Source organism: Lactococcus lactis (assembly GCF_029023865.1).
Taxonomy (GTDB): Bacteria; Bacillota; Bacilli; order Lactobacillales; family Streptococcaceae; genus Lactococcus; species Lactococcus lactis.
Map to the genome: position 1 here is coordinate 380,584 of NZ_CP118969.1, position 13,265 is coordinate 393,848.

Annotated in this window: 12 protein-coding genes; 8 read left to right on the forward strand and 4 right to left on the reverse strand. The window is 35.5% G+C overall.

The window, feature by feature from the left end:
* Positions 1-8: 8 nt before the first annotated feature.
* From PYW37_RS02005 to tyrS, 3 genes are all read right to left on the reverse strand, one after another.
* Positions 9-2,051, reverse strand: coding sequence for a cation:proton antiporter (locus PYW37_RS02005; protein ID WP_021721997.1), 2,043 nt, complete (start codon positions 2,049-2,051; stop codon positions 9-11).
* Positions 2,052-2,141: 90 nt separating this feature from the next.
* Positions 2,142-2,612: a hypothetical protein gene (locus tag PYW37_RS02010; protein ID WP_010905310.1), complete on the reverse strand. Its 471-nt coding sequence runs from the start codon at positions 2,610-2,612 to the stop codon at positions 2,142-2,144.
* A gap of 122 nt (positions 2,613-2,734) precedes the next feature.
* A complete protein-coding gene (tyrS, locus tag PYW37_RS02015; RefSeq protein WP_003131599.1) occupies positions 2,735-3,994 on the reverse strand; it encodes a tyrosine--tRNA ligase in 1,260 nt (419 codons plus the stop codon).
* A gap of 144 nt (positions 3,995-4,138) precedes the next feature.
* On the opposite strand from tyrS, the gene PYW37_RS02020 reads away from it, so the two are divergent.
* Positions 4,139-6,544, forward strand: a complete 2,406-nt coding sequence (locus PYW37_RS02020) for a transglycosylase domain-containing protein (RefSeq protein WP_023188998.1) — start codon at positions 4,139-4,141, stop codon at positions 6,542-6,544.
* Between the two features lie 57 nt (positions 6,545-6,601).
* Here PYW37_RS02020 and pepA read toward each other — a convergent pair whose 3' ends face one another.
* Positions 6,602-7,669 (reverse strand): glutamyl aminopeptidase, encoded by a 1,068-nt coding sequence (gene pepA, locus PYW37_RS02025; RefSeq protein ID WP_023188997.1) that lies wholly within the window; start codon positions 7,667-7,669, stop codon positions 6,602-6,604.
* A 102-nt stretch (positions 7,670-7,771) separates the two neighbouring features.
* Between pepA and PYW37_RS02030 the strand changes: the two genes are divergently transcribed.
* The 7 genes from PYW37_RS02030 to groL all read left to right on the forward strand — a co-directional run bounded on the left by PYW37_RS02030 (position 7,772) and on the right by groL (position 13,229).
* A complete protein-coding gene (locus tag PYW37_RS02030) occupies positions 7,772-8,056 on the forward strand; it encodes a hypothetical protein (RefSeq protein WP_012897223.1) in 285 nt (94 codons plus the stop codon).
* 41 nt (positions 8,057-8,097) lie between these two features.
* Positions 8,098-8,415, forward strand: coding sequence for a thioredoxin family protein (locus PYW37_RS02035; protein ID WP_003131595.1), 318 nt, complete (start codon positions 8,098-8,100; stop codon positions 8,413-8,415).
* A gap of 85 nt (positions 8,416-8,500) precedes the next feature.
* Positions 8,501-9,127: a YtpR family tRNA-binding protein gene (gene ytpR, locus PYW37_RS02040; protein ID WP_003131594.1), complete on the forward strand. Its 627-nt coding sequence runs from the start codon at positions 8,501-8,503 to the stop codon at positions 9,125-9,127.
* Positions 9,128-9,288: 161 nt separating this feature from the next.
* Positions 9,289-10,629 (forward strand): H2O-forming NADH oxidase, encoded by a 1,341-nt coding sequence (nox, locus tag PYW37_RS02045; protein ID WP_023188995.1) that lies wholly within the window; start codon positions 9,289-9,291, stop codon positions 10,627-10,629.
* 89 nt (positions 10,630-10,718) lie between these two features.
* Positions 10,719-11,108 carry a single-stranded DNA-binding protein gene (locus PYW37_RS02050; protein WP_023188994.1) on the forward strand — a complete coding sequence of 130 codons (390 nt, stop codon included), beginning with the start codon at positions 10,719-10,721 and terminating at the stop codon, positions 11,106-11,108.
* Between the two features lie 119 nt (positions 11,109-11,227).
* Positions 11,228-11,512 (forward strand): co-chaperone GroES, encoded by a 285-nt coding sequence (gene groES, locus PYW37_RS02055; protein ID WP_003131589.1) that lies wholly within the window; start codon positions 11,228-11,230, stop codon positions 11,510-11,512.
* 88 nt (positions 11,513-11,600) lie between these two features.
* Positions 11,601-13,229 carry a chaperonin GroEL gene (gene groL, locus PYW37_RS02060; RefSeq protein ID WP_023188993.1) on the forward strand — a complete coding sequence of 543 codons (1,629 nt, stop codon included), beginning with the start codon at positions 11,601-11,603 and terminating at the stop codon, positions 13,227-13,229.
* The last annotated feature ends 36 nt before the right edge of the window (positions 13,230-13,265 follow it).

Consider the following 13,265-nt stretch of genomic DNA (forward strand, 5'->3'; position numbering starts at 1 on the left):
TTTTTATTTTAATTTTTATTTTTCCGACGTTCTAAGAAGTCAAAAAGTAATGTATGATGATTACTTGCAAGTGAATAATCTTCAAGAATATTAACATTAAGACGCATATCTTTAGCTTCTCGAGCAGTAATTGCTCCAGAGAGTTCATGTTCAAAAATGACTTTACGTTCCAAATAATAGGCCCGCATCATTTCGGTAATGTTGTTAGGTTGAGCCTTATTCATCATCCGTGAAATATGACCACCAGTTGCAACGATTTCAGATGTTCTTAAGCGTTCTGATTGCAAGAAATTCAATAGTTGCTCATCAAAGACACCATTTAAATTATCAAGAGCTTGCAAGATAAGTTCGGTATTATTGAAATAAAGTTCAGTAATTTCATCTCGTGTTGTTTCCATTGCCGCCTTTGTTTTCTTGAAATAAAAGTCAACATGTAAGACACGAGAGGTAAGTAAATGAAAAGCACGCAAGGCAATAACATAAACAAATTGGATACTGGAAACCAGTGAATGGACAATACTTGTTTCTAATGAGCGAATATATCGTTGATAAGTTCGGTAAGTATACATTGAAATTTTATTTTCACGCAAGGCAACTTCAAGCCCTTCAGATTCAATTCGGATAATCAAAAGTTGCAAATCATTGTAATCAATCGCCATATCTGTTGACTCTTGTTCAATAATTAATTGTTGAATTCGTTCCTGATAAGCATCAATAGCGATATCATAACCCTGAGGGTTTTTAGCCGATTTCATATCGTGATGTAATTCATCAACTACCTCAGATAAAATCGCAATTTTAGAGATATTATTAACTTTAGAAACTTTTTTAACCGCAAAGAAAGGAAGAATGAACATTCCAACTAAGAAACTTAAGCCAGTTACCGCAGCGGCTAGAAAGACGAGAACGGGTTGAACATCTACAGTTCGTGGAACCAAAAGAATCGTTGCGATACTTACTGTTCCTTTAGAACCAGCAAAAGTGAGGAGAAATACATCATTCCAATAAGCAGAAAACGGTTGTTTTTGTTTAAGGGAGCGAAGCCAATAATAAAAAGCAATGACAATAAATCTGAGTGCAAATAATCCAGCAGTCAAGGCAAGAGCAAGAACAATTAAAAGTGCTGATGAATAAACAGGATCAACTAAAAGTGGAACTACAAGTTGATAAAGTTCAATTCCTAAGAAAAGAAAGACAAAGGAATTTAAAATAAATGTTAAAGTATCCCAAATTGTACTCTTGAGTTTTTCAACTTGAGCATCAAATAAAGTAGTTCTCTTAAGACCGTTTGCTGACATGACTCCAGCAACAACTGCAGCAATGATTCCAGAAACATGTAATTCTTCGGAAATGAGAAAGGCAGCAAGAGGAACAACCAGCTCTAAAAGAAGATAACCAGAAACATCCCGTGCGTCAACATCTTCCAGAAGTCTTAAGACAAGTCCTTTGATGTAAATTAAAGTAAAACCAATAGCAGCTCCACCAAGTGCTGAAATAACTAATTTCATTGTTGCATCTGGGAAAGAGAAATAACCAGTAACTAAAGCAACTAAAGCAATCTGAAAAGAAATAATTCCGGAAGCATCATTGAGCAAACCTTCACCTTGCAAAACACTCATAACCCGACGAGGGAAAGAGAAATTCTTTGATAAAGCTCCAACAGCTACAGCATCAGTAGGAGCGAGACTTGCTCCTAAGGCAAAGCAAGCAGCTAAAGGTAATCCCATGTAAATCCAATTAGAAATCAAACCCAATCCAAGGGTTGTAATGAAGACAAGAGGGAAAATTAAAACTAAAATAATTTTACTATGTTTTAAAATGTGTTTGACATCAGCTTCTTCGCTTTCTCTAAAAAGAAGAGGAGCAATAATAAATCCTAAGAAAAATTCAGGTGCGACATGTAAAACCTCGTCAGCACCAAAAAAGCCCAAAATAAGTCCTAAAACCACTTGAATAAGAGGGAGGGCAAGTTTTGGGAAAACTTTGTTAAGGACATTTGAAAAAACTAATACCAAAAGGAAAACAATGACATAAAAAATAATATGGAGCATAGAGTCCTTTCTGTGTAATTGACTAATGAGCGCTAAAAAGTACAAAGTAGAGCTATCAAAGCTAGCTCTACCGTACCTAATCTACATAATTTATTTCAAACGATTAATTGCTTTTTTCTTCAAAGCAATTTTTTCATTGATTTTTGAGCAGTCTTTTTTACCTAAAAGCGCTTTACAACGTTTGAGTTCCAAATCAGTGAGTTGACGTTTTACACGTTCTTTACGAGCAGCATCAAACTCACCATTTTTAATTAATTCAAGTTTTTGTTCAAGAATTAATTTTTTATTTTTAACTGCATCAATATAATATTTAAGCTCAGAAATATCATCGGCACTTGCATTTTTAGCCAACAAATCCCCTAATTTTTCATCAAGGGTAACGAGCTTATCAGTAAGTAGTTCAAGTTTAGCGTTGAGCTTTTCTTCTTTTTCTTCATCCGAAAGGGCCATGAAAGCTTCAAATTTCTTACTATCATCAAGTTTTTCAGATTCTTCAGGACGTTTATTGATGTACATCTCACGCAATTTATTTAACTTATCTTCAAATTTTTTATCTATCATTTTGATCACCTAAAAACATATTCAGTACAGTTATTATAACATATTATGGCCTAAAAGAAAGAGCAATGCTCAAATTTTTTAATAAAAAAATCTGTCCCATTTAGAACAGAATTTTTGTTTTATTAATAAGTCAAAACGAAGTTTTTCTTTTTCCCACGACGAATGACAGTTAAACGATTTTCAATTTTATCTGAATCTGTAATAACATAATCAAGTGCTTGAACACGTTCACCATTGATATAAATCGCACCATTTGTAATATCTTCACGAGCTTGTCTTTTTGAAGGAGCTATTCCAGCAGAGATTAAAAGTTCAACTAAAGTTAAATCTTCATCATCAGTAACTTGATGTTGTGGAGCTGCTTTAAGACCAGTTAAGATTGATTTAGCATCTAATTGACGCAAATCTCCGCCGCCAAATAAGATTTCTGATGTTTTAACTGCTTGTTCATAAGCTGCTTTTCCGTGAACTAAGCTGACAACTTCACGAGCCAAAACTTTTTGGGCCAAACGCTCATGACGAGCTGCTTCAAATTGTTCTTCAATTTCAGCAATCTCTTCTAATGAAAGGAAGGTGAAAATTTTCAACATTTTTACAGCATCTGCATCATCAACATTAAGCCAAAATTGGTACATTTCATAAGGAGATGTTTTATCAGCATCAAGCCAAATTGCATTTCCTTCTGATTTACCGAATTTTTTACCAGTTGAATCTGTAATTAATGGAATAGTAATAACATGACCTTGCTTGTTCGCTTTACGACGTAAAAGCTCTGTTCCAGCAGTCATATTTCCCCATTGATCAGAACCACCAAGTTGTAAAGTAACATTGTGCAATTGGTTCAATTCGTAGAAATCATAACCTTGCATAATTTGGTAAGCAAATTCTGTATAAGAAATTCCACTTTCCATCCGTGATTTTACAGAGTCTTTAGAAATCATGTAGTTAACGGTGAAATGTTTACCCACATCTCTGAGGAAATCAATAAAAGTCAGATTTTCAAACCAGTTGTAGTTATTGGTCATTTCTGCCTTATTTTCACCATTTTCAAAATCCAGGAAACGCTCAAGCTGACTACGGATTTTTCCAGACCATTTTGTTACAGTGTCTTTTGTTTGAAGTGAACGTTCTGAATCTTTGAAAGAAGGATCACCAATCAAACCAGTTGCACCACCAACAAGCGCATAAGGTTTATGTCCAGCCATTTGTAGACGTTTCATTGTCAAAATTAGTACAAGATTACCTAAATGAAGGGAATCAGCGGTAGGGTCATATCCTACATAATAGGAAACCATGTCCTCCGTCAGCGCTTTAGAAAGCGCAGCTTCGTCCGTTGTTTGGAAAACCAAACCACGTGCTTTAAGTTCGTCAAAAATGTTCATAAAAAAATCCTTTCTATAATGATTGAGCTGTCCACTTTGGATAAAAAGTAAAAAAATTAACAGCACTGTTTTACATTATAACAAATTAATAAAAAAAATTCTGAAAGTGGCGAAAAATTATTTTAAATTTGATATAATAAAGGCATGAAAAAATCCTCAATTGACTCGCAAGAAGAAGCACGTGCGCGTTTAAAAGAAAAAATGGAAAATAAGCGGCGGAAACAAAGTAAGTCTCTGTCCAAAAATCCTAAAGATAATGATGAAAAATCGGGTTGGTCAATCACTTTTAAGGTGGTCCGCGGACTAATTGTAATTTTTGGAATAATTTTTGCTTTAGTGGGTGTCTTTGGTGCGGCGACAGGTGTAGGCTATTTTGCTCGATTGGTTGAGCAAACGAAGACACCAAATAAAACGGAAATGCTTGCAAAAATTAATGATATTCATGGCGTTTCTGTCATTAATTATAGTAATGGTCAAGCAATTTCGGATATCTCTAGTGATTTGGTGCGTGTTACCGTCAAAAGTGACGAGATTTCTCCTAATGTTAAAAATGCTTTAATTGCAACAGAAGATGATAGCTTTAAAACGAATAAGGGCGTGGTTCCTAAGGCAGTTGTTCGTGGAATTCTTGGTTCAGTAGGTGGTGGCACAAGTTCTGGTGGTTCAACCCTTACCCAACAGTTAATTAAACAACAAGTTTTAGGAGATAGTGTTACCTTCCAACGTAAAGCTAGTGAAATTGTCTATGCTCTTAAACTTAATAGCTACTTGAGTAAAGACCAAATTTTGACTGATTATTTAAATGTCTCACCTTTTGGGCGAAATAATAAAGGACAAAATATTGCAGGGATTCAAGAAGCTTCTCTTGGTATATTTGGAAAATCTGCTAAGGATTTAACAATACCTGAGGCTGCTTTTATTGCTGGGTTGCCACAAAGTCCTATCGTGTATTCTCCTTATGCGGCTGATGGTTCTCTAAAGTCAAAAGAAAACATGAGTTACGGTCTTGAACGTCAAAAAGAAGTCTTGTTTTATCTTTATCGTGGGGGCTATATTTCAGAAGCTGATTACAAGAAATACAAAGCTTATGATATTTCAACAGAATTTTTACAACCAGGAGTAGCTCAATCACAAGAACATGGTTATTTATATAATGTTGTTTATAATGAAGCAATTACTGATATCTATAATTATTTGATTAAGCGAGATAAAGTTTCGGCGACTGATTTAGGAAATGATAGTACTAAACAACGTTATCGAGAATTAGCTGAACAGTCATTGCAAAACGGTGGTTATACAGTAACTACAACTATTAATCAACAAGTATATGATGCAATGCAAAATGCTGTAACCAATCACAGTGATTTGATGCAAGACGGTACGGGTCTTATTCAAACTGGTAATGTATTAATGGATAATAAAACAGGGGCTGTTTATGGCTTTATTGGCGGTTTGGATTTTTCACAAAGCCAAGTAAACCATGCCTTTGATACTAAACGTTCACCTGGTTCTTCAATCAAACCAATACTAGCTTATGGACCGGCAATTGACATGGGCTTGATGGGTTCTGCAAGTGTTCTATCTAACTATCCCGCAAAATATTCGAGTGGGCAAGACATCGAACACGTCGGCAATAAGGGAACGGAGATGATGCCATTTTCAGAAGCCTTGAATGTTTCTTATAATATTCCTGCTTATTGGACCTACCAAACGATTTTGAATAAAGGAAAATCTGTTGAACCTTACATGACGAAGATGGGATATGATGTTGCAGATTATTCTGTAGAGTCACTTCCTCTTGGAGGAGGAATTGATCCAACGGTGGTTCAACATACGAATGGTTATCAAACTTTAGCCAATGGTGGAAAATATGAACCATGGTATATTGTTGATAGTATCAAAGATGATACAGGAAATGTAATTTATCAACATCAAACTACTGGGGGGACTCAAGTATATTCTGAAGCAACATCTACCATTATGGAATATATGCTTCAAGATGCTATTAAATCTCAAAAAACAAGTAAGTTTTATGGTGAGTTACAAAGCCTTAATTCTTCTCTTGCAACTAATGTTCAATGGGCTGGTAAAACAGGAACAACTGATAATTATACAGACGTTTGGATGATGCTTTCGACACCTTCAGTGACACTTGGTAGTTGGGCTGGTCACGATGACAATTCTGCAATGTCTCAGAATTCAGGTTTTATTAATAACGCAAAATTTACAGCTAATTTGGTGAATGCAATTAATGCTGCCGATCCAAATATTTTCGGACCTGGTCAAAAATTTACTGACCCTAATAGTGATCCAAATGTGACTAAGAGTAAAGTATTAGTTTCTACGGGTGAAAAACCAGGAAAAGTTAATGTTAAATTATCAAATGGTAAGACACAAGAGGTTAGTCTCGGTGGAGACACTACGACAAGCTTCTGGGCTACAAAGTCTGGTGCCCCTACAACCACATATGATTTTTCTATTGGTGGTTCGGCAAGTGATATAGCTGCTGGTTGGAAAAAGATATTGCCTAATTATAACTTTGGTCAATAAAATACAAAAAATCACTAGGATAGGTTTCCTAGTGATTTTTTCTTTTGTTTTTTAAATTTAATAGTTTTTAATTTCAGCTACTTTTTCAGTACTAAGTGATGTTACGATATTTCTCAAGAAAGTTTGTGCTTGATTGAAATCATCAATATTGAAAATTGTTTGATGACTGTGAATATAACGAGCAACAACACCAATCGTTGTTGAAGGGACTCCATTATTAGCTAAGTGGGCAGCACCTGCATCAGTTCCACCTTTAGCCATATAAACTTGGGTTTTAACTTTAGCCTTATCGGCAGTTTCAAGCAAGAAATTTTTCATTCCAGGGAGCATAATATGACCTGGGTCAAAGAAACGAAGCGTTGTTCCTTCTCCAAGACGACCGTTGTCATCACCAAACGTATCACTAGCAGGTGAACAATCAACAGCAAAGAACAAATCAGGCTTGAACATAGTTGTAGAAACTTTGGCTCCACGAAGGCCAACTTCTTCTTGAACATTGGCTCCGATAATCAATGTAGCAGGTAATTCTTTGTCAGCTAAAAATTCAAGAAGTTCAAGAATCATTAAACAACCGTAACGATTGTCCCAAGCTTTAGAAATAATATTTTTACCATTAGCAGAGAGAATTGTTTCAGTTTCTGGAATGATTACATCACCTTGAGCGATTCCAAATTCTGCAGCTTCTGCAGCATTCTCAAAAGCTCCATCAAAGACAATATCAGAAATGGCAGGAATTTGAGGAGTAACACCAGTTCCACGAAGAAGATGTGGAGGAAGCCCACCAGTTACGACAGGAATTTTTTTACCTGTACGTGTGAATAATGTAAAACGTTGTCCAGAGACAACTAAAGGATTCCAACCACCAAGTGGAACGACCCGGAATGTTCCGTCAGCTTTGATTGAGCTGACCATAAAGCCAACTTCATCCATGTGGGCTGCAATCATAATACGTGGGGCATTTGCTACTTTTGAAGTTTTAGTGACAAATATACCACCAAGACCATCAAATTCTGGTTGATAACCAAGAGCAATCATGCGTGTTTTTAAATAGTCACGAACAGATCCCTCAAAACCAGAAGTCGCTTGAATTTCTGTCAGTGCTTTTACTTTGTCGAATAGTTCCATTTTTCTCCTCCGGAATACTGAAAAATTTACTGACAGATTTGTCAGCAAAAATTTTGATGATTTACACTATAATTATACCAAGAAATATGTTAAAATTTCCATATGAAAAAAATACTAAAGTTTGGTTTGGGAATTATTGCGGGTGCAACAGTTGCTCACGTTGCTTATCATGGCTATAAAACTATGGAAGAAGAAGTGATTCATGAACTTACTGACAGAGCTCGGCAACATTTTTCAACAAGAAAAATAGACGCTTTTTGGATTTTTGAGGAGCCGACTACGGGTGCTCTTTTTGAGGGAGGACTTGTCAGTGAAAATAAGGCAATCACTTTTGAAATCAATGCTAAAACTTTAGAAGTCTTTGAAAAAAATGAAGAAATTCTGTAAGAAAGCTTAGTATTCATTTAGAAATAAAAGGAGAATGTAGAATGATTATTCCAGAAAATATTGAAAATTTAGCCGAACTTGTAAAAGGACCGGAAAAGACAGTCTTCTTTTTCACGGCTGGTTGGTGCGGAGATTGTAATTTTATTAAGCCAAAAATGCCAGAAATTGAAGTAGAAAATCCAGACTTTAAATTTGTTGAAGTAGACCGTGATGAATATATGGATCTTGCGATTGAATGGGGAATTATGGGAATTCCAAGTTTTGTCGTGATTGAGGATGGCAAAGAAAAAGCTCGTCTAGTAAATAAATTACGTAAAACAAAAGAAGAAGTCAATACTTTCTTAGCGAGTGCGAAATAGTATCATCGCAGGACAAGCGTTGATATATTAAGAATTATATTCTATAATAATCAAAGTTAAGAAATTAAAAGGGAAAAATAAGAAAATGATTGCAACATACAACACAAATGTCGGTGACGTTTTAATGCTTATCACTGCAAATGATAAGGGAGAAAAAGTAAACTTCGAACGTAAGGGAAAAGTAGCTCGTGTTTTTATTGAAGAAACTGGAGCGACGGTTGCTTGGAATATTTTTGAAGCGAAATCTCTATTGGCTAATTTGTCAGGAAATGGTCAAGTCGTCTTATCATCTGATGATATTGAAACGTTGAACAAAGAGCTTGGTAAATCAGGATTTAGCGATGTTCTTGTTCACGATGCACAACCCAAATTTGTTGTCGCTGAAATTGTTGAAATGGAAGATCATCCAGATTCAGACCATTTACATATCTGTAAAGTTAATGTTGGTTTTGCCGATCCAGTACAAATTGTTTGTGGTGCTCCAAACGCAGCTCTTGGCTTAAAAACAGTTGCTGCTTTACCTGGTGCTATGATGCCTAACGGCTCATTGATTTTCCCAGGAGCCCTTCGTGGTGTTCAATCTTACGGAATGCTTTGTTCAGCTCGTGAACTTGAATTACCAAATGCTCCTGAGGTTCGTGGAATCATTGAATTATCATCAGATTTATCCGCTGGTAAAGCTTTTGATTCAGAAACAATGTGGCAAGCATAATAATAAAACTGTCAAAATAGTTTATTTTGGCAGTTTTTTTATCTAAAAAAATAAAATAATTTTTTCACAAAGTTCACAAGCGCTTACAAAAGAAAATAGAAGGACTTATGCTAAACTGAATAATGTAAAAAGAATTTTACATTTAAAGGAGAATTATTAGCATGAAAATCGTAGTTATCGGTACGAACCACGCAGGCATTGCTACAGCAAATACATTAATTGATCAATATCCAGGCCATGAGATTGTTATGATTGACCGTAACAGTAATATGAGTTACTTGGGGTGTGGGACAGCTATTTGGGTCGGAAGACAAATTGAAAAACCAGATGAGCTGTTTTATGCCAAAGCAGAAGATTTTGAAAAAAAGGGAGTAAAGATATTAACAGAAACAGAAGTTTCAGAAATTGACTTTACTAATAAAATGATTTATGCCAAGTCAAAAACTGGAGAAAAGATTACAGAAAGTTATGATAAACTCGTTCTGGCAACAGGTTCACGTCCAATTATTCCTAACTTGCCAGGAAAAGATCTTAAAGGCATTCATTTTTTAAAACTTTTTCAAGAAGGGCAAGCCATTGACGAAGAGTTTGCTAAGAATGATGTGAAACGGATTGCTGTGATTGGTGCTGGTTATATTGGGACAGAAATTGCTGAAGCTGCCAAACGTCGTGGAAAAGAAGTTCTACTTTTTGATGCAGAAAGTACTTCACTTGCTTCATATTATGATGAAGAGTTTGCTAAAGGAATGGATGAAAATCTTGCCCAACATGGAATTGAACTCCATTTTGGGGAATTGGCTCAAGAGTTTAAGGCAAATGAAAAAGGTCATGTATCACAGATTGTAACTAATAAATCAACTTATGATGTTGACCTCGTTATTAATTGTATTGGATTTACAGCCAATAGTGCATTGGCTGGTGAACATTTAGAAACCTTTAAAAATGGAGCAATCAAAGTGGATAAACATCAACAAAGTAGTGACCCAGATGTTTATGCTGTAGGAGATGTTGCCACAATCTATTCTAATGCTTTACAAGACTTCACCTACATTGCCCTTGCCTCAAACGCTGTTCGCTCAGGGATTGTTGCTGGTCATAATATTGGAGGAAAATCAATAGAATCTGTTGGTGTACAAGGTTCTAATGGAATCTCTATTTTTGGTTACAATATGACTTCTACGGGCTTGTCGGTTAAAGCTGCTAAAAAAATCGGCCTAGAAGTTTCATTTAGTGATTTTGAAGATAAGCAAAAAGCATGGTTCCTTCATGAAAATAATGATAGTGTGAAAATTCGTATCGTTTATGAAACAAAAAGTCGCAGAATTATTGGTGCTCAACTTGCTAGCAAGAGTGAAATAATTGCAGGAAATATTAATATGTTTAGTTTAGCTATTCAAGAAAAGAAAACGATTGATGAATTAGCCTTACTTGATTTATTCTTCTTACCACACTTCAATAGTCCATATAATTACATGACTGTTGCAGCTTTAAATGCAAAATAAACCATAAAAATCTATCAATTGATAGATTTTTTATTTTTTTTGTGACAAATGTCCTAACTTTACGTATAAAAAGTTAGGAGGATTTTATTATGAATAAAACCATGTTAATTGGACGCTTAACCAGTGCGCCAGAAATTTCAAAAACAACAAATGATAAATCATATGTCCGTGTGACCTTAGCAGTCAATCGCCGTTTCAAAAATGAAAAAGGAGAAGGAGAGGCAGATTTTATTTCAATTATTATTTGGGGAAAATCTGCAGAAACTTTAGTTTCTTACGCAAAAAAAGGAAGTCTTATTTCAATTGAAGGAGAAATTAGAACTAGAAATTATACGGATAAGCAAAATCAAAAACATTATGTCACAGAAATCTTAGGACTGAGTTATGATTTACTTGAAAGTAGGGCAACAATCGCTTTACGAGAAAGCGCTATAAAGACTGAAGAAACCTTACTTGATGCGGAAGAACTCCCTTTCTAATTTATTTCATAAAATCTAAATGTTTTCTCTTGACTAAATCTGACCATTGAGATAAAATAAGAATATGTTAGCACTCGTTTAATAAGAGTGCTAAAAAATAAAAAATGGAGGAAAATATAATGTTGAAACCTTTAGAGAATCGCGTAGTTTTACGTGTAAAAGAAGAAGAGGAAAAATCAATGGGTGGAATTGTGTTAACAAGCGCTTCCCAAGAAAAACCTCAAACAGCTGAAGTTGTTGCCGTCGGTGAAGGGAAAACAAATCATCATGGAACACTGATTTCTCCACTCGTAAAAGTAGGGGACACAGTAATTTTTGAAAAATTTGCTGGAACGACCGTAAAAATGGATGGTGAAGAATTCTTGATTCTCAAAGATTCAGACCTTCTTGCAATTGTAGAGTAAAATTATAAAAGCAATCATTTTTTTTGGTTGTCTTTTGTCTATCTTAAAATCTATAAAATTAAAAATATATTCTTAAAAAGGAGCTAAAATGTCAAAAGATATTAAATTTTCAAGTGATGCTAGAACAGCGATGATGCGTGGGATTGATATTCTTGCTGATACAGTAAAAACAACCCTTGGACCAAAAGGTCGCAATGTTGTTCTTGAAAAATCATATGGATCACCTTTAATTACAAACGATGGTGTAACGATTGCCAAAGAGATTGAACTTGAAGATCATTTTGAAAATATGGGAGCTAAACTTGTTTCAGAAGTTGCTTCAAAAACAAATGATATCGCAGGTGACGGTACAACAACAGCGACAGTTTTGACACAAGCTATCGTTCGTGAAGGTTTAAAAAATGTTACCGCAGGTGCAAATCCAGTTGGTATTCGCCGAGGAATTGAACTTGCTGCTGAAACAGCTGTTGCGTCAATTAAAGAGATAGCAATTCCTGTCCACGATAAATCAGCAATTGCGCAAGTAGCTACCGTTTCATCACGTAGTGAAAAAGTGGGTGAGTATATTTCTGATGCAATGGAACGTGTAGGTTCTGACGGAGTTATCACCATTGAAGAATCAAAAGGGATGCAAACTGAACTCGATGTTGTTGAAGGAATGCAATTTGACCGTGGATATTTGAGTCAATATATGGTTTCTAATACAGAAAAAATGGTTGCTGAATTAGATAATCCTTATATTCTTATTACCGACAAAAAAATCTCAAACATTCAAGAAATTTTACCGCTCCTTGAACAAATCTTGAAAACAAATCGTCCACTTCTTATTGTAGCTGATGATGTTGATGGAGAAGCATTGCCAACGCTTGTTCTTAATAAGATTAAAGGTGTCTTCAATGTTGTAGCTGTAAAAGCACCAGGATTTGGTGATCGTCGTAAAGCTCAATTGGAAGATTTGGCTATCTTGACAGGTGGTACAGTAATTACTGAAGAACTTGGTCTTGATCTTAAAGATGCTACTCTTGAAGCTTTAGGACAAGCAGCTAAAGCAACTGTGGATAAAGACCACACAACAATTGTTGAAGGTGCTGGTTCTGCTGATGCTATTTCTGATCGTGTAGCTATTATTAAAGCGCAAATTGAAAAAACAACTTCTGATTTTGACCGTGAAAAATTACAAGAACGTCTTGCAAAATTAGCTGGTGGTGTTGCAGTTGTTAAAGTTGGTGCTGCAACTGAAACAGAGCTCAAAGCAATGAAACTCTTGATTGAAGATGCACTTAATGCAACACGTGCAGCCGTTGAGGAAGGTATTGTTTCTGGTGGTGGTACAGCACTTGTTAATGCTATTGCTGCTTTGGATAAACTTTCAGAAGAAGGAGATATTCAAACAGGTATTAACATTGTTCGCCGTGCTCTTGAAGAACCAGTTCGTCAAATTGCTGCCAATGCAGGATATGAAGGTTCAGTTATCATTGATAAGCTTCGTTCAGAAGAAGTAGGTACAGGTTTCAATGCTGCAACTGGTCAATGGGTTAATATGATTGAAGAAGGAATTGTTGACCCTGCAAAAGTAACTCGTTCAGCTTTGCAAAACGCGGCTTCTGTTGCTGGTTTAATTTTGACTACTGAAGCAGTAGTTGCTAATAAGCCAGAACCAGCTGCTCCAGCTATGCCTCCAATGGACCCTAGCATGGGAATGGGTGGTATGATGTAATAAAAAAGAACCCTTAGGGTTCTTTTTTTATTTGCT

What these genes read in the sequence shown, in the direction of transcription:
- nox (WP_023188995.1), top strand. Translation starts at nt 9,289, where the DNA reads ATGAAAATCGTAGTTATCGGTACGAACCACGCAGGCATTGCTACAGCA.
- tyrS (WP_003131599.1), bottom strand. Translation starts at nt 3,994, where the DNA reads ATGAACATTTTTGACGAACTTAAAGCACGTGGTTTGGTTTTCCAAACA.
- groL (WP_023188993.1), top strand. Translation starts at nt 11,601, where the DNA reads ATGTCAAAAGATATTAAATTTTCAAGTGATGCTAGAACAGCGATGATG.
- PYW37_RS02020 (WP_023188998.1), top strand. Translation starts at nt 4,139, where the DNA reads ATGAAAAAATCCTCAATTGACTCGCAAGAAGAAGCACGTGCGCGTTTA.
- pepA (WP_023188997.1), bottom strand. Translation starts at nt 7,669, where the DNA reads ATGGAACTATTCGACAAAGTAAAAGCACTGACAGAAATTCAAGCGACT.
- ytpR (WP_003131594.1), top strand. Translation starts at nt 8,501, where the DNA reads ATGATTGCAACATACAACACAAATGTCGGTGACGTTTTAATGCTTATC.
- PYW37_RS02035 (WP_003131595.1), top strand. Translation starts at nt 8,098, where the DNA reads ATGATTATTCCAGAAAATATTGAAAATTTAGCCGAACTTGTAAAAGGA.
- groES (WP_003131589.1), top strand. Translation starts at nt 11,228, where the DNA reads ATGTTGAAACCTTTAGAGAATCGCGTAGTTTTACGTGTAAAAGAAGAA.
- PYW37_RS02010 (WP_010905310.1), bottom strand. Translation starts at nt 2,612, where the DNA reads ATGATAGATAAAAAATTTGAAGATAAGTTAAATAAATTGCGTGAGATG.
- PYW37_RS02030 (WP_012897223.1), top strand. Translation starts at nt 7,772, where the DNA reads ATGAAAAAAATACTAAAGTTTGGTTTGGGAATTATTGCGGGTGCAACA.
- PYW37_RS02050 (WP_023188994.1), top strand. Translation starts at nt 10,719, where the DNA reads ATGAATAAAACCATGTTAATTGGACGCTTAACCAGTGCGCCAGAAATT.
- PYW37_RS02005 (WP_021721997.1), bottom strand. Translation starts at nt 2,051, where the DNA reads ATGCTCCATATTATTTTTTATGTCATTGTTTTCCTTTTGGTATTAGTT.